The organism is Shewanella yunxiaonensis, from assembly GCF_018223345.1.
In the GTDB taxonomy this organism is placed as follows: Bacteria; Pseudomonadota; Gammaproteobacteria; order Enterobacterales; family Shewanellaceae; genus Shewanella; species Shewanella yunxiaonensis.
Genome location: NZ_CP073587.1, coordinates 711,431 through 735,500, shown reverse-complemented (window position 1 = coordinate 735,500; position 24,070 = coordinate 711,431). Strand labels below are relative to the sequence as shown.

General features: G+C 49.7%; 25 protein-coding genes and 1 tRNA gene. 14 read left to right on the top strand and 12 right to left on the bottom strand.

The window, feature by feature from the left end; genetic code table 11:
- Nucleotides 1-42: 42 nt before the first annotated feature.
- The 4 genes from fba to tkt form a co-directional block, all read right to left on the bottom strand.
- Nucleotides 43-1,110, bottom strand: coding sequence for a class II fructose-bisphosphate aldolase (gene fba / locus KDN34_RS03475; RefSeq protein ID WP_212595546.1), 1,068 nt, complete (start codon nucleotides 1,108-1,110; stop codon nucleotides 43-45).
- Between the two features lie 114 nt (nucleotides 1,111-1,224).
- On the bottom strand, nucleotides 1,225-2,400 hold the full coding sequence (locus tag KDN34_RS03470) for a phosphoglycerate kinase (RefSeq protein WP_212595545.1): 1,176 nt from the start codon (nucleotides 2,398-2,400) through the stop codon (nucleotides 1,225-1,227).
- 73 nt (nucleotides 2,401-2,473) lie between these two features.
- Nucleotides 2,474-3,487, bottom strand: a complete 1,014-nt coding sequence (epd, locus tag KDN34_RS03465) for an erythrose-4-phosphate dehydrogenase (RefSeq protein ID WP_212595544.1) — start codon at nucleotides 3,485-3,487, stop codon at nucleotides 2,474-2,476.
- A gap of 114 nt (nucleotides 3,488-3,601) precedes the next feature.
- On the bottom strand, nucleotides 3,602-5,596 hold the full coding sequence (gene tkt, locus KDN34_RS03460; RefSeq protein ID WP_212595543.1) for a transketolase: 1,995 nt from the start codon (nucleotides 5,594-5,596) through the stop codon (nucleotides 3,602-3,604).
- Nucleotides 5,597-6,025: 429 nt separating this feature from the next.
- On the opposite strand from tkt, the gene metK reads away from it, so the two are divergent.
- Complete coding sequence (metK, locus tag KDN34_RS03455) at nucleotides 6,026-7,177, top strand: methionine adenosyltransferase (protein WP_212595542.1); 1,152 nt, start codon at nucleotides 6,026-6,028, stop codon at nucleotides 7,175-7,177.
- A 53-nt stretch (nucleotides 7,178-7,230) separates the two neighbouring features.
- On the opposite strand, the gene KDN34_RS03450 is transcribed toward metK, so the two are convergent.
- Nucleotides 7,231-7,677 (bottom strand): hypothetical protein, encoded by a 447-nt coding sequence (locus tag KDN34_RS03450; RefSeq protein ID WP_212595541.1) that lies wholly within the window; start codon nucleotides 7,675-7,677, stop codon nucleotides 7,231-7,233.
- A gap of 221 nt (nucleotides 7,678-7,898) precedes the next feature.
- Here KDN34_RS03450 and KDN34_RS03445 point away from each other — a divergent pair, with 221 nt between their 5' ends.
- Nucleotides 7,899-8,843 carry a GGDEF domain-containing protein gene (locus tag KDN34_RS03445; RefSeq protein WP_212595540.1) on the top strand — a complete coding sequence of 315 codons (945 nt, stop codon included), beginning with the start codon at nucleotides 7,899-7,901 and terminating at the stop codon, nucleotides 8,841-8,843.
- A gap of 138 nt (nucleotides 8,844-8,981) precedes the next feature.
- Nucleotides 8,982-9,392 carry an META domain-containing protein gene (locus KDN34_RS03440; RefSeq protein ID WP_212595539.1) on the top strand — a complete coding sequence of 137 codons (411 nt, stop codon included), beginning with the start codon at nucleotides 8,982-8,984 and terminating at the stop codon, nucleotides 9,390-9,392.
- Nucleotides 9,393-9,550: 158 nt separating this feature from the next.
- Here the strand turns inward: KDN34_RS03440 and KDN34_RS03435 are convergent, their stop codons facing one another.
- A complete protein-coding gene (locus KDN34_RS03435) occupies nucleotides 9,551-9,823 on the bottom strand; it encodes a hypothetical protein (protein WP_212595538.1) in 273 nt (90 codons plus the stop codon).
- A 200-nt stretch (nucleotides 9,824-10,023) separates the two neighbouring features.
- On the opposite strand from KDN34_RS03435, the gene KDN34_RS03430 reads away from it, so the two are divergent.
- From KDN34_RS03430 to KDN34_RS03400, 7 genes are all read left to right on the top strand, one after another.
- The gene (locus KDN34_RS03430; RefSeq protein ID WP_212595537.1) at nucleotides 10,024-10,476 is read left to right on the top strand and encodes a GNAT family N-acetyltransferase; all 453 of its coding nucleotides are present in this window, start codon (nucleotides 10,024-10,026) and stop codon (nucleotides 10,474-10,476) included.
- Nucleotide 10,477: 1 nt separating this feature from the next.
- Nucleotides 10,478-11,011, top strand: a complete 534-nt coding sequence (gene yjjX, locus KDN34_RS03425) for an inosine/xanthosine triphosphatase (RefSeq protein ID WP_212595536.1) — start codon at nucleotides 10,478-10,480, stop codon at nucleotides 11,009-11,011.
- A 25-nt stretch (nucleotides 11,012-11,036) separates the two neighbouring features.
- A complete protein-coding gene (locus KDN34_RS03420) occupies nucleotides 11,037-11,534 on the top strand; it encodes a GNAT family N-acetyltransferase (RefSeq protein ID WP_212595535.1) in 498 nt (165 codons plus the stop codon).
- A gap of 94 nt (nucleotides 11,535-11,628) precedes the next feature.
- The gene (locus tag KDN34_RS03415; protein WP_212595534.1) at nucleotides 11,629-12,669 is read left to right on the top strand and encodes an NADP(H)-dependent aldo-keto reductase; all 1,041 of its coding nucleotides are present in this window, start codon (nucleotides 11,629-11,631) and stop codon (nucleotides 12,667-12,669) included.
- A gap of 81 nt (nucleotides 12,670-12,750) precedes the next feature.
- Nucleotides 12,751-13,968: an aminotransferase class V-fold PLP-dependent enzyme gene (locus KDN34_RS03410; protein ID WP_212595533.1), complete on the top strand. Its 1,218-nt coding sequence runs from the start codon at nucleotides 12,751-12,753 to the stop codon at nucleotides 13,966-13,968.
- A gap of 14 nt (nucleotides 13,969-13,982) precedes the next feature.
- A complete protein-coding gene (locus tag KDN34_RS03405; RefSeq protein WP_212595532.1) occupies nucleotides 13,983-14,423 on the top strand; it encodes a SufE family protein in 441 nt (146 codons plus the stop codon).
- A 136-nt stretch (nucleotides 14,424-14,559) separates the two neighbouring features.
- A tRNA-Pro gene (locus tag KDN34_RS03400) sits at nucleotides 14,560-14,636 on the top strand.
- Between the two features lie 28 nt (nucleotides 14,637-14,664).
- On the opposite strand, the gene KDN34_RS03395 is transcribed toward KDN34_RS03400, so the two are convergent.
- Both KDN34_RS03395 and KDN34_RS03390 read right to left on the bottom strand, forming a co-directional pair.
- Entirely contained in the window at nucleotides 14,665-15,276 is a 612-nt protein-coding gene (locus KDN34_RS03395; protein ID WP_212595531.1) for a HupE/UreJ family protein, read from the bottom strand.
- A 120-nt stretch (nucleotides 15,277-15,396) separates the two neighbouring features.
- On the bottom strand, nucleotides 15,397-17,301 hold the full coding sequence (locus KDN34_RS03390) for a peptidase U32 family protein (RefSeq protein WP_212595530.1): 1,905 nt from the start codon (nucleotides 17,299-17,301) through the stop codon (nucleotides 15,397-15,399).
- Nucleotides 17,302-17,638: 337 nt separating this feature from the next.
- Between KDN34_RS03390 and KDN34_RS03385 the strand changes: the two genes are divergently transcribed.
- Entirely contained in the window at nucleotides 17,639-18,724 is a 1,086-nt protein-coding gene (locus tag KDN34_RS03385) for a methyl-accepting chemotaxis protein (protein WP_212595529.1), read from the top strand.
- Between the two features lie 45 nt (nucleotides 18,725-18,769).
- On the opposite strand, the gene folM is transcribed toward KDN34_RS03385, so the two are convergent.
- Together folM and ung are read right to left on the bottom strand one after the other, a co-directional pair.
- Nucleotides 18,770-19,477: a dihydromonapterin reductase gene (folM, locus tag KDN34_RS03380; RefSeq protein ID WP_212595528.1), complete on the bottom strand. Its 708-nt coding sequence runs from the start codon at nucleotides 19,475-19,477 to the stop codon at nucleotides 18,770-18,772.
- Nucleotides 19,478-19,531: 54 nt separating this feature from the next.
- Nucleotides 19,532-20,194 carry a uracil-DNA glycosylase gene (gene ung, locus KDN34_RS03375; RefSeq protein WP_212595527.1) on the bottom strand — a complete coding sequence of 221 codons (663 nt, stop codon included), beginning with the start codon at nucleotides 20,192-20,194 and terminating at the stop codon, nucleotides 19,532-19,534.
- 148 nt (nucleotides 20,195-20,342) lie between these two features.
- Here ung and KDN34_RS03370 point away from each other — a divergent pair, with 148 nt between their 5' ends.
- Nucleotides 20,343-20,747, top strand: coding sequence for a tautomerase family protein (locus tag KDN34_RS03370; RefSeq protein WP_212595526.1), 405 nt, complete (start codon nucleotides 20,343-20,345; stop codon nucleotides 20,745-20,747).
- Nucleotides 20,748-20,843: 96 nt separating this feature from the next.
- Entirely contained in the window at nucleotides 20,844-21,167 is a 324-nt protein-coding gene (locus tag KDN34_RS03365) for a DUF3144 domain-containing protein (RefSeq protein WP_212595525.1), read from the top strand.
- A 53-nt stretch (nucleotides 21,168-21,220) separates the two neighbouring features.
- Here KDN34_RS03365 and KDN34_RS03360 read toward each other — a convergent pair whose 3' ends face one another.
- Complete coding sequence (locus tag KDN34_RS03360; protein ID WP_212595524.1) at nucleotides 21,221-22,231, bottom strand: zinc-binding alcohol dehydrogenase family protein; 1,011 nt, start codon at nucleotides 22,229-22,231, stop codon at nucleotides 21,221-21,223.
- 176 nt (nucleotides 22,232-22,407) lie between these two features.
- On the opposite strand from KDN34_RS03360, the gene KDN34_RS03355 reads away from it, so the two are divergent.
- Nucleotides 22,408-23,307 carry a LysR family transcriptional regulator gene (locus KDN34_RS03355; RefSeq protein ID WP_324033457.1) on the top strand — a complete coding sequence of 300 codons (900 nt, stop codon included), beginning with the start codon at nucleotides 22,408-22,410 and terminating at the stop codon, nucleotides 23,305-23,307.
- A 17-nt stretch (nucleotides 23,308-23,324) separates the two neighbouring features.
- Here the strand turns inward: KDN34_RS03355 and KDN34_RS03350 are convergent, their stop codons facing one another.
- Nucleotides 23,325-23,939 carry a LysE family translocator gene (locus KDN34_RS03350; protein ID WP_212595523.1) on the bottom strand — a complete coding sequence of 205 codons (615 nt, stop codon included), beginning with the start codon at nucleotides 23,937-23,939 and terminating at the stop codon, nucleotides 23,325-23,327.
- Nucleotides 23,940-24,070 lie beyond the last annotated feature (131 nt).

The following is a 24,070-nucleotide window of genomic DNA, read 5'->3' as shown; positions in this document are numbered from 1 at the left end:
AAGCCCGCAACTGCGGGCTTTTCTTTAGCATCAAAATCGTTATTAACGATTAATTTGCGGATCTAATTCACCGGTCTGATAACGCTTGTACATGGCCTGCAGTGACAGTGGCTTGATTTTAGAGCCCATACCCGCACAGCCAAACGCTTCATAGCGTTCCACACAGATTTCCGCCATAGCTTCCATAGAAGCTTTAAGGAATTTGCGTGGATCGAACTCCCGCGGATTTTCCGCTAGGAATTTACGCACGGCACCGGTTGATGCCAAGCGCAGGTCAGTATCGATATTCACTTTGCGCACGCCGTGCTTGATGCCTTCTACAATCTCTTCGACTGGAACACCGTAAGTTTCTGGCATGTCACCACCGTACTGGTTGATGATCTGCAACCATTTCTGCGGTACGGATGAAGAACCGTGCATCACCAAATGGGTGTTAGGAATACGGGCATGGATCTCTTTGATGCGGTCGATACGCAGAACATCGCCAGTAGGTTTACGGCTGAATTTGTAAGCGCCGTGGCTGGTGCCGATGGCAATCGCCAAGGCATCCACATGGGTATCGGCCACAAACCGAGCCGCTTCATCTGGGCTGGTCAGCATCTGATCATGGCTCAGGGTACCTTCAGCGCCAATGCCGTCTTCTTCACCGGCAGTACCGGTTTCCAGACTGCCAAGACAACCGATTTCACCTTCCACTGACACCCCACAAGCGTGGGCAAAGGCAACGGTTGTGCGAGTCACATGCACGTTATAATCATACGTGGCAGGGGTTTTCCCGTCTGACATCAATGAACCATCCATCATCACAGAAGACATGCCCAGCTGAATTGAACGCTGACATACGTCTGGGTGAGTCCCGTGATCCTGGTGGATACACACTGGGATATCCGGATATTGTTCCAATGCAGCAGTCATCAGATATTTCAGGAACTGCGGACGGGCATATTTACGAGCACCCGCAGAGGCTTGCACGATAACCGGGCTGTCAGTCGCTTCGGCGGCCTGCATGATGGCACGCATCTGTTCCAGGTTGTTAACGTTAAATGCTGGGACACCGTAGCTATGTTCAGCAGCGTGATCCAGCAACTGGCGCAGAGAAATTAAGGCCATAATCTGTTATCTCCATTCATGGGCAACTCACATTGCCCGGTCCAATTGTCTATAAGCTTTATGATAGCGCTGCCGGTCATTGTCGGCAGCTTATGATAAGTTTTTTATCTCGGTTCAGTTAGCGCGCGCTTGCAACATAGCAACGGCTGGTAGCTCTTTACCTTCCAGGAACTCCAGGAAAGCACCACCGCCGGTTGAGATGTAGGAAACTTTATCCGCAATGCCGTATTTATCAACTGCCGCCAGGGTATCGCCACCGCCAGCAATTGAAAACGCCGGAGATGCCGCAATTGCCTCAGCAATGCACTTAGTGCCGGCACCAAACTGATCAAATTCAAATACACCGACCGGGCCGTTCCATACGATGGTACCGGCTTTCATAATGATTTCGGCCAGAACTTCCGCACTGTCAGGCCCGATATCAAAAATCATGTCATCATCCGCCACGTCAGCCACATCTTTTAATGTCGCAACCGCATCGGCACTGAATGCCTTGGCGACAACCACATCGGTGGGCACTGGAATATCACCACCACGACTCTGGGCATTAGCGACCAGGCGTTTGGCCTCATCAATCAGATCGGCTTCATACAACGACTTACCAACATTGTGACCAGCGGCTGCAATAAAGGTGTTAGCAATACCACCGCCCACCACCAGTTGATCGACAATCTTGGAAAGGCTGTCTAATACCGTCAGCTTAGTGGAGACTTTGGAGCCACCCACAATTGCCACCAACGGCCGTTTCGGGTTATCCATGGCCTTTGCCAGAGCTTCCAGCTCAGCCGCCAACAGTGGGCCGGCACAAGCTACAGGGGCAAACATGCCTACACCATGGGTTGATGCCTGCGCGCGATGCGCGGTACCAAAGGCGTCCATGACATAAACATCACACAGTGCTGCCATCTGCTTCGACAAGGCTTCATCATTTTTCTTTTCGCCCTTGTTGAAACGAACGTTTTCAAACACTACCACTTCACCGACAGCAACATCGACACCGTTCAGGTAATCGGTGACCAGTCGTACCGGGCAATCTAAGGCTTTTGCCAGATAATCCACTACCGGTTGCAGTGAAAATTCTGCGTTATACTCACCTTCCGTTGGCCGTCCCAGATGAGACATCACCATCACCGCCGCACCTTTTTCCAGCGCTAGCTTGATAGTGGGCAAAGAGGCACGCAAACGTGCATCACTGGTCACCACCCCATCGGCTACCGGCACGTTGAGATCTTCACGGATAAGCACACGCTTTCCTTGAAGATCCAGATCTGACATTTTAATAATCGCCATGTTCATGCTTCCTGTTCTAACTAAAATATGCGGTTGTATTGATAGCGGTCATTCCCTGCCACTACCCCAAAATTTACTCAGCTGGCTGAAACATTGCCAACGCCGTATCCAGCATTCGATTGGCAAATCCCCACTCGTTATCACACCACAATAACAGCTTGATCAGATGGCCATCGCTGACGCGGGTTTGCGTGCCGTCTACCACGCTGGAGCGAGGATCATGATTAAAGTCACATGATACCAAAGGCTCATCGGTAAAGCCCAGAATGCCATCCAGTCGGCCACGAGTCGCTTCCAGCAATACCTGATTCACCGTCGCAATATTCACCCGTTTGTCGACGGTCAGTGATACATCGATAGCCGTGACATTGACGGTCGGAACTCGCACCGAGATCGCCTCAAATTTGTCTTTCATCTGCGGCAATATGCGCTCGATACCACGCGCCAACTTCGTATCGACTGGAATAATCGACTGACTGGCAGCACGCGTGCGGCGTAAGTCATCATGATAGGCATCAATTACCTGCTGATCATTCATCGACGCATGAATAGTGGTGATCGCGCCGCTGCGAATGCCGAAATGACGGTCCAGTTCGGAGATCACCGGAATAACGCAGTTGGTGGTACATGAGGCGTTGGACACCACGGTATGTTGCGGGGTTAACAGCTCATCATTGACACCATAAACAATCGTGGCATCGACATCAGCAGAGGCGGGATGGCTGATCAACACCTTGCGAGCGCCCGCTTGCAGATGAGCAGTGCAAGCTGCGCGGTCATGTAGGGCCCCGGTACATTCCAGCACCAGGTCCACATCCAGCGCTTGCCACGGCAATTTAGTGGCATCCGCTTCATGCAGCAGCGTGATGCTGTCGTTGCCCACCTGCATCTGCTCCTGCTCCAGACTGGCGCGCAGTGAAAAGCGGCCGTGCGTGGTGTCGTAGTTAGTCAGATGTACCATGGCTTCGGGTTTGGCCAACTCGTTAATTGCCACAATCTGCAACTGTTGGCGTTTGCCGGATTCATATAATGCGCGCAGCACTGAGCGGCCGATACGGCCATAACCATTGATAGCAACTCTGATCATCAGTAATTCTGTTCCCTCTAATTCAGGGCGATAAAACAACGGCCTATCATAAGACAGGCCGTTACGAATGGCGAGTGAAGGAACGCCCTGTCAGGCGTTCCATTCAGCAACAGTTCATGCCAGCAAAGATTCGGCAGCAGCAATCACGTTATCGACGGTAAAGCCGAACTCTTCAAACAATTGACCCGCTGGAGCCGACTCACCGAAGGTGGTCATGCCGATAACCTTGCCGTTAAGACCGACATACTTGTACCAGTAATCGGCGATCCCGGCTTCAACGGCAACGCGCTTGGTCACAGCGGCCGGTAATACAGCTTCTTTATACGCCGCATCCTGTTTATCAAACACATCAGTGGCAGGCATAGATACTACGCGCACTTTACGTCCGGCAGCAGTCAGTGCCGCTTGTGCTTTCACGGCTAATTCTACTTCAGAACCGGTGGCGATGAAGATCAGCTCAGGCGTACCAGCACAATCCACCAGCACATAACCACCTTTAGTGACATCGGCCAGCTGCGCAGCGTTGCGAGGCATCTGCGTCAGGTTTTGCCGTGAGAAAATCAGTGATGTTGGACCATCCTGACGTTCAATAGCATATTTCCAGGCGATCGCAGATTCCACTTGGTCACATGGACGCCAGGTACTCATGTTAGGCATCAGACGCAGGGTGGCAGTTTGCTCAACCGGCTGATGGGTTGGACCGTCTTCCCCCAGACCAATGGAGTCATGGGTATACACAAAGATTACCCGCTGTTTCATCAATGCTGCCATACGCAGTGCGTTACGGGCATATTCCATAAACATCAGGAAAGTTGCGCCATAAGGCACAAAGCCACCATGCAACGCAATACCATTCATCATCGCTGACATACCGAACTCACGCACCCCGTAGTGCAGATAGTTACCAGTAGCGTCTTCGCGGCTGATGGACTTGGAAGCGGAATACATCGTCAGGTTAGAAGGCGCTAAGTCAGCACTACCACCGAGAAATTCTGGCAGTAATTTACCGAAGGCTTCCAATGCGTTTTGCGATGCCTTGCGTGACGCGATATTGGCCGGGTTGGCTTGTAACTGTTCGATATAAGCCTGAGCGCCGGTTGCAAAGTCGGCTGGCAGTTCGCCACTGACACGGCGTTTCAGTTCAGCCGCCAGCTCAGGGTATGCCGCGGCGTAGGCAGCAAACTGAGTTTCCCAATCCGATTCTGCGGCACTACCGGCAGCCTTTGCATCCCAAGCAGCATAAATTTCCGCAGGAATTTCAAACGGCGCATAAGGCCATCCCAAAAATTCTCGAGCAGCGGCCACTTCAGCATCACCCAGTGGTGAGCCATGACAGTCATGGGAACCGGATTTGTTAGGTGATCCATAACCGATAATAGTTTTACAGCAGATCAGTGATGGTCGTGGATCCGCTTTGGCTTGCTCAATGGCCGAGTTAATCGCTTCAGCATCATGGCCATCAACCGCAGCAATGACTTGCCAGCCATAGGCTTCAAAACGTTTCGGAGTGTCGTCGCTAAACCAGCCATCAACGTGACCGTCAATTGAAATACCGTTGTCATCCCAGAAGGCAATCAGCTTGCCCAACCCCAGAGTCCCCGCCAGCGAGCAGGCTTCATGGGAGATACCTTCCATCATGCAACCGTCGCCCATGAACACATAAGTGTGATGGTCAACAATCTCATGGCCTTCACGGTTGAACTGCGCCGCCAACACTTTTTCGGCAATCGCCATCCCAACCGCATTGGTAATACCCTGTCCCAGCGGCCCGGTAGTGGTTTCGACACCAGGAGCATAGCCGTATTCAGGATGACCAGGCGTGCGAGAATGCAACTGACGGAACTGTTTCAGATCGTCAATACTGAGATCGTAACCGCTCAGATGTAACAAGGAATAAAGCAACATCGAACCGTGGCCATTGGACAACACAAAACGGTCGCGATTAGCCCATTTCGGATCAAGTGGATTGTGCCGCAGATGCCCGCGCCAGAGTACTTCTGCGATATCAGCCATGCCCATAGGAGCACCTGGGTGACCGGATTTAGCTTTTTGCACTGCATCCATACTTAAAGCACGAATAGCGTTAGCGAGTTCTTTACGGGAAGACATGCTTACTCCTGCGTAGTGAGACTTGAGAATTGTAGGGCTAAAATTTGGCGGTTATTTTCCCGCAGAGGGCCGGTTGAAGCAAATATATTTCCCGCGTTTTGCCTAGGAAATATGTCAAGAAAAACCCAACATCACCTTTTACTGAGTAGTCAGCACGCTTGAAGCACTGGCCGGGCTTGCGTAAAGCTGTAAAGCTAGCAAGACAGATGTGCATTTCCAAGGTCTGAAAATTCCAATTAATCCACTGATATATTTAGATAAAAGCCCATACACCCCGGTGTCGGTATGGGGGGTATCGCACAAATATCAGCAAAAGGGGTTTTATAAAAACTAAATTAAATTAAAATAGACGTCTAGATGTAGATGCTTCTATACGGATGTAGCAGCAGCTAACGGTTTTTCTATATTAATCGCGAGATTTTCCAGACTATGGCAAGACACCTGTTTACTTCTGAATCTGTGTCAGAAGGACATCCTGATAAAATCGCCGATCAGATTTCTGATGCGGTGCTCGACGCCATTCTCACCCAGGACCCTAAGGCCCGCGTCGCCTGTGAAACTTATGTCAAAACTGGCATGGTGATGGTAGGTGGTGAGATTACCACTTCTGCTTGGGTGGACATTGAAGAACTGACCCGTAACACTGTGCGTGAAATCGGCTATACCAGTTCCGAAATGGGATTTGATGCTAACTCCTGTGCGGTATTAAGCGCTATCGGTAAACAATCACCTGATATCAACCAAGGTGTTGACCGTAAAGACCCGAAAGAACAGGGTGCGGGAGACCAGGGATTGATGTTCGGTTATGCCAGCAACGAAACTGACGTGCTGATGCCCGCCCCAATCACTTATGCACATGCGCTGGTCAAACGCCAGTCACAAGTGCGTAAACAAGGCCTATTGCCGTGGTTACGCCCTGATGCCAAATCTCAGGTGACCTTCGTATACGACAATGATCAGATTGTCGGTATTGATGCCGTGGTGCTATCGACTCAGCACAGCGACGAAATCAGCCTGAAAGAATTGCAAGAAGGCGTGATGGAAACCATCATCAAGCCCGTATTGCCACAGCAATGGCTGACCAAAGACACCAAGTTCTTTATCAACCCAACCGGTCGTTTTGTGATTGGTGGGCCGATGGGCGACTGCGGTCTGACAGGTCGTAAGATTATCGTCGATACCTACGGTGGTATGGCGCGTCATGGTGGTGGGGCATTCTCTGGTAAAGATCCATCAAAGGTGGACCGCAGTGCGGCATACGCGGCCCGTTATGTTGCTAAGAACATCGTGGCTGCCGGACTGGCGGCTCGCTGTGAAATTCAGGTTTCCTATGCCATTGGGGTAGCAGAACCGACTTCTATCAGTGTGGAAACCTTTGGTACTGGCAGATTGCCAGAAGAACAGCTGATTGCGCTAGTACGCCGTCACTTTGACCTGCGGCCATACGGTCTGACCGAAATGCTGGATCTGGCTCGCCCAATCTATCAGGCAACCGCAGCATACGGCCACTTTGGCCGCAGTGAGTTCCCGTGGGAGCAAACCAATAAGGCTGAAGCCCTGCGTGATGACGCGGGCTTGTAATTAAATTAGCCGATAAAAAAGCCGCCTACTGGCGGTTTTTTTATGGTTAAAAATCAATAACAATGGTCGAAATGGGCGCTTTCCATGCACATAAACGCCAGTTGCTGTGGGGGTAATGGTGTCACCGAAACCGCTTCAGCATCTTTGACTAACGCCTCATCAGCCACTAATGCCAGCTGACTGTGATAATTATTTGTGCGACCACAATCAAAGATACTATCCAACGCCTGCACCAAAAAACGTCGGCCTTCTTTTCCCTGAATACCCGCCTCAATCACTCGGTACTTTTGTTGCTGTAACGCCAATAACGATACCAGCCAACGGGCCATATCAAATGACGATAATCGCAGTGTTTTGCTGAGCGAGAGTAATGATGCCTGAGTATGTAATTCCTGAGTTCCCATCGTGTTCACCCACCACAATTGATGATGCTTTAAGGCTAGCAAATCCGTCGATATTCGGATATCGATCTCCACCCCATGACGATATTTTTTAATCATGCATCAAATAAGTGCTGACAAAGACCATTAATGTCAATAAGTTATACCTGTAGGCAAGCATTAACTCATCCATAAATTGCTAATGGTAACGTTATCAAGATTAATGCCCCGGATTGTAACGACAATGTTGACAATGATCAGAACATCGCCTACTCAAAGTTGCAAAATTTGTATAACAAATCCACACTTAATGCCAATTGACCACTAAAAGGGACAAGGCCATGCTGCCTGAATCGGTTAAACCTGGAATTAGCTTACTGGAAAACGATAATCATGGACTGAATTTAGTGCGCTGGATGCATCAGTGCGAGCTAATGAAACATTATTATCAGGCAGATAAGGTATTTGTACTGCAAAAAACTGACAGCGGGTTTGAAGTGATTGTCAGTGCGGCTGACAACAGCATGCAATTTGCCCCAGGCAAAACCTTTGCTGCAGACTCAGGGTTGTTACATCAGATGGCTTACAGCAGTCCTGATGGTTTAAACCTGGATTTGACTCAAGGAACCGCCGATGAATATCCCGATGAATTCCGTAGCGTGTTGAGTATTCTTTCACGCCCGGTACATTGGCCAGACGGTTCAATATTTGGCTGTTTGTGTGTCCTAAATGCCCATGCCAACGAAAATCAGCATGTCAGCCCATTGATGCTGGAACCGTTCCAAATCCTGCTACAACAAGATCTGGCACTGCTGTGTCAAAATCATCGTATTGAAGCCTTGTCGATGCGTGATGCCGATACCGGGATGCTGAATAATTATGGCTTCATCATGATGGCGCCAAGACAACTCAATTTAGGGCGGCGCTTCGGTGCTCACTGCGGTGTGATTTTCTTTGAACTGGAACCCAACGGCGTCATGGACGATGAGCTGTTAAAACGCTGCCATCAGGAACTGGCCAATCTGTTACTGACCACGCTCCGGGCCGCCGATATTGCAGCGCATTACGACAATACTAAATTTGTGTTGCTCGTGTTCGTCGATCTGGAACGTGACCTCGAACATATTGTTCGACGGGTTGAGCGACTGTTCAGCCAGTCCCCCTTACCTATGTCCATCGACTATAGTTATCGCTTCTTTACACCGGATTCCACCGCTAAATTGGTGGCCATGGTGGATGAGGCAAAATCCGGTCTGCGCTCTTCAGTTCCTAAAAACGACGCGTAACAATCATCGGGCCATGGATACATGTGGTTAACATGGCCTAATGAAAAATAACCTGCCCATCAGTAACTGGTGGAAATACTTCATTTCTCCCTGAAAAGTTGGCAAACTGCCGCCTTCCCGGTTCAATGGATATCCCCAATGCTGAAACACATTTTGTCAGTGTTATTGCTGGCATCACTGACAGCCTGCCAATCGCTCTACACCACGCCTATTAGCCTTACTGAGTTACAAGGCAACTGGCATATTGATAGCATTCGGGGAAAAGCTGTCACTGACTACAGCCCGGCGCAACTTACGTTTGCCGCAGATGGCAAACTCAGCGGTAACAACAGCTGCAATAATTTCTTTGGTAGCTACCAGCTTGACGGCAAGATGCTGACGCTGAAACCCGCAGGCTCGACGATGAAAGCCTGCATTGATGAATTGATGGCACAGGAACAGAACGTTATGCAACTGCTGCCCAAGGTCACTGCCGCCACATACAACGATGGCAAACTGTTACTGCTGGGAAGTAAAAGCAAAGTGTTGCTGACACTCAGCCGCCGCTAATATCGCGGCGAAGTTTACGAGTGTCACTTAAATTTACAATGACAAAACATTCAGTAAAAAACGCAAGTTTGACGATGACAAACATCCATCGTCAGAAAGTTTATCGATCAAAGTTACCCTTGATGGAGCAACGGTACTGACAACCAGAAGCATACACTTCAAGCGTCAAAACGAACTTCGTCTGCCAGATCGAAACGCAACGGATGTAAGGCGGCTGGGGGGTCATCACGCTCAACAATATAATCCCAGTAGTCGTTATCGAAACGATGAAAGAATCCTTCGTCTTTTACTGAACCACGATTAGCATACCACCACCAAACCGGCCCCCACAGACCCAGTGTTAGCATGGTCAGTAGAAAGTGTAACGAATGCGCCAACAGCTGACGTTTGGCACGGTTAGCGTCAGAGGTATTGATTGATGATTGATTCATGATACTTCCCCCGATCAAGCGAGACGACATTACCCGTTAACCGGGAACTGCTCAAAAAACAGCTTCATTATATCCAGAGTTAGACTTTAGTCTAATAAGTTTTAACGCTAAGCCCATACACTGCTAAAGCCATTTGCACCTGTAATGGTGCACTGCTAGATTGTGCAGCCACCTCATTAAAAAATCTGACGAGAGATCTTATGCAAATCCGCAAAGGCCGCAGCGAAGATATCAACGCGCTGGTTGCCTTTAACCAGGCAATGGCCGAAGAAACTGAAGGTCTAAAGCTTGACGCGGCCACGTTGACGCGCGGCGTGACCACCATGATTAACGAGCCACAACGTGGTTTTTATCTAGTTGCCGAGCAGCAAGGAAACATTGTTGCCTCGTTAATGGTGACGTTTGAATGGAGTGACTGGCGCGCCGCCAATTACTACTGGATCCAGAGTGTCTATGTCACCCCAAGCAGTCGCCGTCAGGGTATCTATCGCCAACTATATCAAGCGGTAAAAACCATGGCAGAAGCCGAAGGTGGAGCCGCAAGCTTCCGCTTATATGTTGAACATGACAATCAACAGGCCCAGCAGACCTATACCGCGTTGGGCATGGCACAAAGTCATTACCTGATGTTTGAAGAAGTCGTTAAAGCCTAATATGAATAAAATCATTCGCGTGGTGGTGGGCTCGACAAACCCAGTCAAAATCAACGCTGGCAAAAAGGCCGTTGCCAGTTTGCACCCCGATGCTGAAATTCTCTGTGAAGGTGTAAAAGCCCCCTCCGGCGTGGCAGATCAACCCATGACGGACGAAGCCACTCGACAGGGCGCCATCAATCGCGTCAAGTGGTGCCAGCAGCAGACCACTGCCGACTATTATCTGGCAATGGAAGGCGGTGTCGATCTGATTGCCGATCATGCCTACACCTATGCCTGGGTAGTCATCGCCGATAATCGTCAACTCAGTCTAAGCCGCAGTGCCCATCTGCCGTTACCCACGAAGGTATACCAGGCATTGCAACAGGGACAGGAACTAGGCGATGTCATGGATGCCATGTTCAATACTGTTAATATCAAGCAAGCGGGTGGCGCCATAGGTCTGCTGACCGAAGGCCATGCCACGCGTGAAGGCACCTATACTGCCGCGTTGATTATGGCGGCCGCGCCACTGCGGTTTCCCAAACTCTACTGAAGTATTTTGGGTAGAAATTAAACTGATGAATACATTAACAAAAGCGCTATTCCGGCCATTGACTGCAGCGGATGACTCAGCAATTGCAGCAGTGATTCGTGAAGTATCCGCAGAGTATGGTCTGACCCCCGATAAAGGCTACAGTGTTGCCGATCCAACACTGGATCAGCTGTCTGCCATATACGGTCAACCAGGATATGGCTACTGGTTAGTAGAACATAACGGGAAGGTAGCTGGCGGTGCGGGGATTGGCAAAGTCAGCGGCTATCCGCAGATTTGCGAACTGCAAAAGATGTATTTTTTGGCAGAATTGCGTGGCCAAGGTGTTGGTCAGCAACTGGCCAAACACTGCATTGCCGAGGCGAAAGCGGCTGGCTACCAGCAGATGTATCTGGAAACTACTTCGCTGTTACCAGAAGCGCTGAGACTTTATCATAAACTCGGCTTCAAGCAGTTAGCGGCGCCGATCGGCAACACCGGTCACGATGCCTGCGAAATTCCGATGTTGCTGGATATCGACTAATTAGCGCAATATTTAGCCAACTCCGCAAAGATCGCTGTCCAGCACGAGAAAAACTTGCTAGCGTGCAAGTAAACAGGAACCAAGGGAGCAGTCAATGGAATATATGCGTATTCCCAATTCCAACCTGGAAGTAAGTAAACTTTGCCTGGGCACCATGACCTGGGGACAGCAGAACACTCAGGCGGAAGCCTTTGAACAATTAGATCTGGCCATCGGTGAAGGCATCAATTTTATTGATGCGGCGGAAATGTATCCGGTTCCACCAATGCCGGAAACTCAGGGTGAAACCGAACGAATTATCGGTAATTATCTAAAAGCCAGAGGTAACCGGGATAAGCTGGTTATTGCGACCAAAGTTGCCGCACCCGGTGGGCGCTGTGATTACATTCGCCCGAATATGGCACTGGATTGGGACAATATTCATGCAGCGGTGGATGCATCACTGCAGCGCCTTGGGGTTGATACCATCGACCTTTATCAGATCCATTGGCCGCATCGAAACACGAACTTTTTCGGTGAGTTGTATTACCAGCAACAGCCCAAAGAGTCACAAACGCCAATCCTGAAAACATTAGAAGCGCTGGCAGAAGTCATCCGCCTCGGTAAAGTGCGCTACATTGGGGTCTCCAATGAAACGCCTTGGGGATTGATGAAATATCTGCAACTGGCGGATAAACATGGCGTGCCGCGCATTGTTACGGTGCAAAACCCATACAACCTGCTAAACCGTAGTTTCGAAATCGGCATGAGCGAAATCAGCCACCGCGAACAACTGCCGCTACTGGCATACTCACCGCTGGCGTTTGGCACGTTGAGTGGTAAATACCTTAATGATGCCTGGCCGGAAGGTGCACGGCTGACGCTGTTCAAACGTTTTTCCCGTTACACCAGTAGTGAGCTGGCATTAAAAGCCACGGAAGCTTATGTGACACTGGCGCGCAAACTGGGACTTAGCCCGGTACAGATGGCGTTGGCGTGGGTCAGTTCTCGGCCGTTTGTTGGTGCCAACATTATCGGCGCGACCGCTACTGAGCAGCTACGGGAAAATATCAACAGCCAGCAATTAACCCTGTCAGAAGAAGTATTAGCGGAATTAGAAGCATTGAGTCTGAAGTATCGCGTGCCCTGCCCTTAAACCGCAGATTACAGACATACTTGCATTAGGCGCCCAAATCTTTGAAGATCTGTGCGCCTTTTGATTATCTAAGCCCTACTCATGAACGGTTCTTCAATACGCGACCAGTTTCCGCTGCTACACCAGATGATGGGCGATTACCCACTATGCTATCTGGACACGGCGGCGACCAGCCAGAAACCCTTAGCGGTGATACAGGCAATGGATGACTATTATCGCCGCCACAATGCTAACGTGCATCGTGGCAGCTACCAGTTAGCAGCGGCTGCGACTCGTGGTTTTGAAGCCGTTCGCGAAAAAATTCAGCGGTTTATCAATGCCGAAAAACAGCAGGAAATCATCTTTACTCACGGCACCACAGAAGCGCTTAACCTGCTGGCTCATGGGCTGGCGTCGCAAATTCGCGCCGGCGATCGAATTCTGGTAGATAGCACAGCCCATCACGCCAATCTGGTGCCTTGGCAACAACTGGCCAAAAGCACCGGGGCGACATTAATCCCGATCCCACTGAGATCAACCTTACGCTTGGATCGCCAAGCGCTAACGACGCTACTGCAGCAACCGACGAAACTGGTAGCGCTAAGTCATGTCTCCAACGTGTTGGGGACTGTGAACGATATCCGCGCCCTGTCGCAGCAAATCCATACAGCTGGTGCTATTTGCGTGGTAGACGGTGCACAGGCCATCGGACACCTGCCGGTGGATATACAGCAACTCGGTTGCGATTTTTACGCTTTTTCTGGTCATAAGATGTATGGACCGACAGGCATAGGGGTGCTGTGGGGGCGTTTTGCGCTGCTGGATACGCTGACACCATTACTCACCGGCGGCGAGATGATAAAAACGGTGAGCTTTGACCACACTGAATTTGGTGAACTGCCCTTTCGTCTGGAAGCAGGCACACCACCGATTGCCGAAGTGATAGGTCTGGGGGCCGCGGTTGACTTCCTCTGCAGTCTTGACCGTGAAGCGGCCCAACGACAAGAGCAGCAGCTACTGCAGCAATTACAGCAAGAGCTGGCACAACTTCCCGGTGTTAAACTTTATGGTGCGCATCCAGATAACAGCGGTGCGGTAGCGTTTAATCTCGCCGACGAACATCATCAGGACATCGGCATGTTGCTGGATCAGCAAGGGATCGCCATTCGCTGTGGTCATCACTGTGCCATGCCACTGATGCAGCTCATGGGAGTTAAAGGCTGCTGCAGAGTATCGCTCGGGATCTATAGTAATGCCGCAGATATCAAGTGCTTTATACAGGGGCTGCGTACCGCTATCAATTTACTGACGGAAGTATAGTCGTGGGAACATTCATGAACGGTCCTGATAATCGGTTGTTCGAAGCATATCGTGACTGTCTGCCACAATTGCAACACGCGGTGGCAACTGTACATGAGGCGAGCAATTGGCAAGATAAATACCGCTTACTGATGCAAGTGGGCAAATTACTGCCAGAATTGCCAGCTGAGTGGCAGCAGGACTCTGCTAGAGTGCGCGGCTGTGAGAGTGCAGCGTGGTTGTATCACCAAACGCGCGACGGACAGCATCTGTATGTCGCTTTTAGTGATGCCAGAATCGTAAAAGGACTGATTGCGCTGCTGCTCGCGGCGGTCAACAACCGCAGTGCCGATGAGATTATGACATTCTCAGCTGAACATTATTTTGCCAGTTTAGGATTGGCCGGACAGCTTAGCCCTTCGCGTACAAATGGCTTGTATGCCCTTGCTACCACAATGAAAAATCTGATTGGCTAAAAATAAGCTGAATTCAGCTTAAATTTACAGCAAACGGTATTTTGGCTATCACACTTCCGAAAAATTTGTGGCATCATACGCAGCGTTGCAGGGCGGCGGCATCTACCTTCGCTATGTAACGTCAGGAATGTCGGAGCGGAGCGTAGCTCAGCCTGGTAGAGCACTGTCTTCGGGAGGCAGGGGTCGGAGGTTCGAATCCTCTCGCTCCGACCAGTTCCATCGCCCTTTCTTATGCGTCACATTACTCCAGTAATACCATCATCAGCCCGGCGAACAACATCATGCCACCGATGCTATAGGCAATAGGTTTATGGTGCGTTTTAACTAGGGTACTGCAAGTCGCCTCGCCAAACAGACTCATCAGAATGGCGGCCACTAATCCCGGCAACATCATCAATAGCCAATCGTAAATGCTGACGCCATGCTGCCAGCCCATCAGTCCCAAATTAACGTGTCCATACGCATAACCATGAGAAAATGCCAGCATTCCCACCAAGGCGGCTGCCACATGGGTCGATAATTTAACGTTACCGGCGATCAACATACCGACAATAAACACTGATAATAAAATGCTGGCTTTGGCAATGATTAACACTACCGATGACGGGGCTACCACGGTGCCCAATGCGAGCATTAACAGGTAGGCCAGTGGCAATGCCCATATGGCTCGACCACCAAGTTGTACCGACCAAATCCCGATCCCAGTGGTTACCAGTATCCCGGCAACTAATGCTAAGGGCGGTAGTTTCATCAACGGCGTGAAATATTCACCAGAAAAGCTGAGAGAAAGTAGAATAAGCGCCACTACGCTCACCAGCATAGTTAAACTGTGGTCAAACATGGCTTTTGGCATTTTTGCCTCCCCCTTGTCCGTGTCGCACAGTTTTAGCTTAGTCTTAAGCTGTAAACACCTGTTTGATTCAGTTCAATAAAACGTCAAAAAAATTTTAAAATTTTGACATTTTTTTAATGATCAAAGCTTGTTATTACCCACCACAAGCATCTCACATTTCAGACAATCAAAAACCAGTTTCAGGGTGTCATTACCCACTTCCAGCAACATAGGTTCAGCCTTGAGTTCTGGATGCTCTTTCGGACACATATTAAAGCTGTAACGCAGGCAATGCTTGGTGATCATCAACGGCGTATCTTCAAGTAATTGATTTTGCTCGTATGAAGGTTCAATCTTAATTACGCCATGTTGCTCGTAGAAGGCTTTAGCACTGGCATTATTCACATTGCCCAGATAACTGAGATATTTCTGCGGGAAAATGGCGTCGGGGTCGCGCGGCCAAGGTTGCGGGCGCTGGTAATGCTCCCGTCGGACTTGTTCCAAGGCATCCACCGCTTCACGGCGTAAACCATTCAGTACCGCTGCAGGAACAAACCACGCTTGTGAAGTGGCTATCTCAATATTACGCGCACGATAACGAGTACCGCCAAGCTTCAACAAGCCACTTTGCAGATGCTGTGAGGCTTTTTGCGGATCGTTGGCTGGCTGACGCTCAAACGCCACCATCACATCAGCGGTGTTGCCATAACTATCACTTATCGCCAACCCCAGACCGGCATCGGTATCAAACAGCTGGAGGTCAACATCAACTAAGCGTTTTGATGACTCCTTACCGAGCAGATTTTCAAAATCATGATCGAGGTTGCGGAACAGCTCCACGCCAACACGCAGATCCCCCGGCACGGCTCCGGCCAACCAGACACGGTTCCCCTCCGCTCGGTTAACACGCAGCCCATTGAGCTTAGCATCTGAGTGCACTGCTTTGGCAAAATCGATAGTGAAGTAACACAAGCCATCGCCATTGTGCAACTCGCCCGCTTCAGCGCCATCACGGTTGATCTCCAGCCAGTCCTTACCGATACGACTGACGCGACCAGCACTCTGCCCTAAATACTTAGGGGTACGGAAGTCATTAAGACCACCATGACGTTGATTAACAAAATAATCAGTTTTCCCACGGTTGAAGCTTTTGTCAGGATTCGGCGTAAATGTGTATTCGCAATGTCCGTGAGATGCAGGCTGCAATCCGGAATGCCGCGCCATTATCGCATCCAGTTGTTGCCGGTAATGTGCGGTGACATTTTTTACGTAACTGAGATCTTTTAATCGACCTTCAATTTTGAACGAACGGATCCCTGCCAGAATTAAGGCCTCCAGATTATCAGTCTGGTTATTATCTTTTAATGACAACAAATGCTGGTTTTCGGCCAATGTCTCGCCTTCGCGGGTCTTGAGATTGCATGGCAGACGGCACATCTGTGAACACTCACCGCGATTCGCACTGCGTTTGCTGTATGCATGGCTGAGATTACACAGACCGGAATAGCTAACACATAAAGCACCGTGGATAAAAAATTCCAATCGGGTTTTGACCTTGGCAGCAATGGCACGGATTTGCTCCAGGCTAAGCTCTCGGGCCAGCACCACCTGAGAAAAGCCCACTTGCTCCAGAAACGCCACTTTTTCCGGGGTTCGATTATCGGTCTGAGTACTGGCGTGTAGCGCTATCGGTGGCAAATCTAACTGCAAAATGCCCATATCCTGCACAATTAACGCATCAGCACCCGCCTGATATAACTGCCGGATCAGTTGATCTGCTTGCTGTAATTCTTGATCGCTGAGGATGGTATTCAGCGCCACAAACACCTGCGCACCATAGCCGTGAGCATAGTGACACAGCCGTTCAATATCCTGCACACTGTTGCCCGCTGTGGCTCGGGCGCCAAAAGCAGGTCCACCAATATACACCGCATCAGCACCGTGGCTGATTGCCGCAATACCATAATCAGCGTTTTTCGCCGGAGCGAGTAACTCCAGAGAACCATCTACCGGAAGGGAAAGCGCTGGTGAGTATATCTGTACCATGGTTAAGAACCTGCTAATCAAGAGGAGGCGGAGTATAACAAAGTCAATTTTGACTGCACAGGCACATTTTACCTCAGTTACTGTGTCTGCGGCGGCTTAATCATTAAGCCCCGATACCATGAGTGACACCAACCTAATGGGACCCTGCCCACTCAGTGACAAACGAAATATCACTTATGGTTCATGCATGACCAAGGATCTTTGTGAGGTGAGCATCACTTAAATCGTATTAATTTTAATCACCATTGTAACTTTTAGTTCACGTTATATACTTTCTCACAAACCCGCTTTTTAAATGTGGGTATCATTCGCTTAATCTCATTATTGGATGATTTTTATGTGGCCACGAAAACAGTCTGAGAAACAAATTGCCCACCTACAACAGCAAATCCAACAACTTCAGGCTGAGCATGACAATGAAATTGGCATGTTAAAGCAAACCATTAGTGAGTATGAACAGAATCTGCAACATCAGGATCAACAACATCGGCAATTTACCGATATGCTGACCTGTCAGAATCAAGGCGGACAGATGTTGCTGTCGGTGCGTGAGGCAATGGCCAATAATGCCAGCGACATGCAGCAGGAAGCGCAAAATCTGCAGCAATTGGACAGCGTTTTTGCACAGACTCGCCGAGCAGTGGTGCACTTGGGAAGTCGGGCGAGCCAGCTTAACAGCCACTCAGCCGCCAGCCAGCAAGCAGTGCAGCAGTTAGAACACAGCACACAGAGCATCAATCAATTTGTTAGCGCCATTCAGGCCATTTCGGATCAGACTAATCTCCTGGCATTAAACGCTGCGATTGAGGCCGCCCGGGCTGGCGAAGCGGGACGCGGCTTTGCCGTTGTTGCCGATGAGGTACGCAATCTGGCGGCAAAAGCCCACGACTCCAGCAATAACATTGAAAAATTGGTGGAAGAGATTGTGAAACAGGCTCAGGCGTTAAGAACCGTTTCGGATGAAACCCGCCATTGTGCGTCGGAAGTTGCCACTTCTGCCAGTCAGATAGATACCGTCGTGAATCAGGTACTGGACAGTTCAGAACAGATGCAAAAAGTCATTAATAGCAGTGCCACCATTGGCTTTCTCACCACGACCAAACTCGATCATGCGGTATGGAAAAACCATATCTATGCACTGATTGAGAAGCAAAACATGGATGAAACCGTTAATGATCACCATCACTGTCGTCTGGGTGAGTGGTATTACAAGGGCGAAGGTGCCGAACGCTACAGCCACCTGACTGGCTTCAGGGAACTGGAAAAGCCACATCATCAAGTCCATGAAGCAGGCAAAATGGCATTACAAGCCCGGCGACAGGGCGATACTGTCGCCATGGTACGGCAGCTGAAAATCATGGAAGATGCCAGTCTGCAGGTAGTGTACGCCATTGACCGCTTAATTGCCGCCGTAACGCATTAACGCTAGTTGCGAATACTTTGATTCGCCAGTCGGTCTCAAGACTGGCTACTTCAATGCCCGGCCACCATCCAGGTTTAAGCAGCTCCCCGTCATATAACGGCTGTGCAGCAGATAACGCACGGCATAAACAAATTCTGCATCACCGCCCGCTTTTGGCAGCAACGCCTTGGCCAGTGTTTTTTCCCGGTATGCGGCATCATCTTGTTCATTAAACAGCATCATCGCCGGAGCAATACTGTTGACCTTGATTGTGGGTGCCAACTTGGCAGCAAAGGATAATGTCAGGTTTTCTAACGCAGCCTTACTGGCGGCATAGGCGATATGCTTTGCGCTACCTTTTTGTGCAACATAATCCGTCACATGAATAATATCCGCGCCGCCAATTTCATCACTGTCGAGTAAATCTGCCAGCGCCAGGTTCAGTTGATAAGGGACTTCAGCGTGGATCCCCATCATCCGGCTAAAAACTTCAGTGACCGGCAAACCGGCATCATCTGCTAACCAGTCTGATGCGTTATGCACAATTGCCCTTAACCCCTTACACTCATGTCTCAACCAGGCGATAAATGTTGTCAATGCCTGAGCATCTAACAAATCGATACGGTATAGCACGGCGCCATGGCTTCTAAGTTCATCCAACTCCGGATAATGAGTGCGGTAAGTGCCGATAATTGGCCAGCCCTCAGCCAGCAACGCTTTAGCTGTGGCGAGGCCGAGGCGTCGGCCAACGCCGGTGATCAGAATCGGTTTCATGTTGATTTACTGCCGTGAGTTTGGCTCCGATTGTTTCAGTATTTGCCAGCGGCTTCAAGGTTGCCAGTCGATGGCCGGTTCCCCCAGTGCCTGTAGTTGTTTATTGATGGCCGAAAAATGACGACAACCGAAGAAACCGCGATAGGCCGAGAGCGGTGACGGATGTGGCCCGCTGATGATGCGGTGATGAGGCGCTGTAATCCATTTGCCTTTTTTAATGGCGTGACTGCCCCACAACACAAAGATAATCGGTCGAGGCTGTTGATTCAAAAAACTCAGCACGTGGTCAGTAAAGGTTTCCCATCCTGCTTTAGCATGTGAATGTGCCTTGCCTTCCTCCACGGTCAATACCGTGTTAAGCATCAGAATGCCTTGCTGGGCCCATTGCTCTAAAAAGCCGTCTTCCGGGATGTGAAAGCCTTCAATATCCGTGGCGAGCTCTTTATAGATATTTTTCAGCGATGGTGGCAATGGCACGCCCGGCTTTACTGAAAAACATAACCCATGCGCCTGACCTTGGCCGTGGTATGGGTCTTGCCCCAGTAACACCACACGAACCTGGTCTAAAGGCGTCAGCTCAAACGCACGAAAAACCTCTCGCTCTGGCGGGAAAATGAGCTTCCCAGATTGCCTTTCTGACGCCACAAAATTAGTTAACTTTTGAAAGTAAGTTTGCTTCTGTTCAGCTTCTATAAACGTTTGCCAGTTATTAATCATAATGTTATCTCTGCCTTTTTATGGCATACAGCTTAAAAGTCGCAACACCGACACACAAGGGATTTCCTCCAGGATGGGACTCGCCATGCAAATTGCCCACAACCGGCTTACAATCACCTTTCAAAGTCATCATAAGGAGCCAATTATTATGCCATTACTGGTATTCGATATGATTGAAGGGCGTGCACCACAAACCGTCCGTAAAATTCTGGATTGCACACATCAGGTGGTGCTCGAAGTCTTCGGGGTGCCTACACGCGACCGTTACCAGATAGTCCATGAAAATAAAGATTATCAGATGGTTGTTGAAGATACCGGTCTGGGTTATCAGCGCAGTAATGATGTGATTATACTGCGCGTGTTCACCAGTCCCCGTAGCACTGAACAAAAGCACTTGTTCATGAAACGCCTCTGTGAAGACCTACAGCAGCAATGCGCCATAGCGCCACAGGATCTGATGATCTCATTTTTCACTAACACCCAGGATGACTGGAGTTTTGGTGAAGGTGAAGCGCAATACAGCACCGGTAGACTTGGTGGCAAACCCGCATAACCCACGTCCAGCTGTGACTGCTTGCAGTTTTTTCTTGGCGGCGGCGCAGATTTGAGTAAAATCTGCGCCTAAACCATAAGCAAGAGCGACTCTACGATGTCACAAGCCAATAATACTGAAACCACCATTTTTCAGCTCGCGGATCAATTTATCGCCCTCGCCAATGAGTTGACGCAACAACATCAGGATCTGGGGAAAATTGGTACGGCGTTACGCTTTGCGGCTGCACGCTTTAATGCCTTTGAAGCGTCAGTGAAAGCGGCGGATCTGAAAACTGAAAAGGATAGCGCATTGGAGTGGTTCACGAATGAATACCGTGAGATGCTCGCCGATAATCTGGAAGATCATATCGCCAATCCGCCAGCAGTGGCTGACGATGAAGATACGGCTGATAACGATGTCGAGCAGTTTCGTCCGTGACGCCCGGTGTGCAGAAAACGAAGGGAAGCGTGATTGCTTCCCTTTTTTATCGCTTAAAACCCTTCCAACACAATTTTGCCACGGGCCTGATGCGATTCTAGTAGCGCATGCGCTCTCAATAGGTTGGTGGCATTTATCACGCCGAAGTGCTCACTGACGGTTGTTTTCAACGTTCCGGCCTCGACCAGTTTGGCAACTTCATTGAGGATTTGCTGCTGACGAACCATATCTTCGGTCTTGAACAGAGAACGGGTATACATAAATTCCCAGTGCAAAGCCAAACTTTTACGTTTCAATAATTTAATATCGAATACGTGCGGATCATCAATCAATCCTAAGTGCCCTTGCGGCAACAAAGATTCCACAATCTGTTCAATATGCTCATCGGTATTATTCAGAGATGCCACCCAATGAACCCCGGCAAAACCTACCGCCTGGATCTGTTGACTCAGCGAACCATGATGATCAATGACATGATGCGCGCCTAAAGAGGTTAACCACGCCTTCGATTCCGGACGACCAGCAGTGGCAATGATGGTGACATCTGTCAGTTGCCGCGCTAATTGCACTAGAATTGAACCAACACCACCGGCGGCTCCCACCACCAGCAACGCCTTTCCTTGCCCGGCGCCAATGGGCAATCCCAGTCGATCAAACAACAATTCCCAAGCAGTCAACGCTGTCAAAGGCAAAGCAGCGGCTGCGGCGTCTGGTAAATTGTTAGGCGCTAATCCAACAATTCGCTCATCCACCAATTGCTGCTCCGCATTACTGCCTGGCCGCGAAACATCACCGGCATACCACACGCGATCGCCGACGTTAAACGCGCTTACCTGATCCCCCACTTGCAGTACAGTGCCAACCGCATCCCAACCGAGAATTTTATACTGGCCGTTTTCGCCACCGACCCGGCTTCGAATTTTTGTATCCACCGGATTGACCGAAATCGCCTGTACCGCCACCAGTAGATCTTGTCCTTTAGCGGTTAACTGAGGTAACTCAATATCTTGTAGTACATCATCACCGCCAAGCGTATGTGCTTGTTTGTATCCTACTGCTTTCATTATCTCTCCCTCTAACAATTGCTGATAATGTGTGTCATAAGTGTCGGCCACGGTTAGCCTTTTGCCTAATCTAGCGGTGTCATCGCGTTAGAAAAACCGTTAATATTTAATAATTGATTCAAATAATATTTGAAAATCAGCTTAAAAATCGCCTTTCGACTGACGGGTAATGTCTTATGTTGCGTGCTTTGCAGGATCTACAAATCTTTGTTGAAACCGCCAGACAAGGCAGCCTTTCCAGTGTTGCCCGGGCGATGAATCTGACGCCGGCGGCCACCAGTGCGGCGATAAAACGCCTGGAACACCAATTAGCGGCACCACTGTTTGTTCGCTCCACCCGCAGCCTACGGTTAACCAAGGAGGGTGAACAGTATCTGCAATATTGTGAAGAGGCATTAAAGCAACTGGAACAGGGCGAAATGCTGTTGCGCAGTGGCAGACAGAGGCTTCAAGGTAAACTGCACTTGTCACTGCCATCTGACCTCGGACGCAATCTGTTGGCACCTTTACTCGACAGTTTTATGGCTACCCATCCACAGGTAGAACTAAAACTGCAGATTAGTGATCATCTGACCAATATCTACCATCAACCAGTCGATTTAGTGATCCGTTACGGATTACCTCCCAATTCCAGCTTAATTGCATTACCGTTAACACCTAATAATGACCGGGTCTTATGTGCTGCGCCAACCTACTTGGCACGCGCGGGAACCCCAAAACATCCGCAGGAATTGTCACAGCATAATTGCTTATGTTTTATGCTGGCAGACTGCGTACATGATCGTTGGCAATTTAACCGAGGCGAGGAGTTTATCAGCGTCAACGTCAAAGGAGATCGGGTTGCCGATGATGGTGACATGGTGCATCGCTGGGCTTTAGCCGGCTGTGGTATTGCGTACAAATCACGTCTGGATATCGCGGCAGATTTGCAACAGGGGCGATTACAACAACTATGCAGCGACTGGCGTGGTGAGGCTGCGCCGCTGAACATGTTGTTACCCGACCGACGTCAACTCACACCGCTTATTAACGCGTTACGCAGTCATCTGTTGCAACATCTCGGCACCAGTCGCTGATACGGTGGGCGACACCGTCAAATAGACGCAACCACACGCAACGCTAACAACAACAATACCCCACCAGTTAGCTTATCGATAAGATTGGCTTTGTTACGCAGTTTATCGAGCACCTTGGGCTGTGACAGCATAAATGCAATCAAGGTATACCAACAGCCATCCACAATCAGCGGCGTCAGCACGATGAGTCCTTTGCCAGAACTATGCTGCGCAGCTAATACAAACTGGCTGAACAACGCTGTAAAAAATAACATGATCTTCGGGTTTAACATGGAAATGGCGATGCCATCGCGTACGGCTTCCAGCACGGTGGTTTGTCTACCCGCCGCTAATTTTTGCTGCATTCCCCCCTTTGACATCAGCGCTTTTATGCCGAGCCATGCCAGATACAATGCGCCAGCAACCGCAATCACCTTAAAAATGATGGGAAAATGCTTTAATAACGCGGCCAATCCCAGCAAGGTGATCAAGGCGTACATGCCAATCCCAACAGAATGTGCCCAGGCACAAGCAATCCCTTGCGCGCGACCGCCACCTAAGGTATGACGGACCACCATAGCCAAACTGGGCCCGGGAGACATAGCTCCCAAGCAGGAGATCGCCAACAGTCCCAGCCACATACTCCAACTCATATTTACCTTTTCCCGTATTAAAGTCTTATTTGTGTGGAAATTGCGCTCGAAGCGTCAACACTATATACCAGTGCATCTGGCTGACAATACTGCATTCGATAAAAAGCAAATGGAAAATTCAGCGAGGAGTA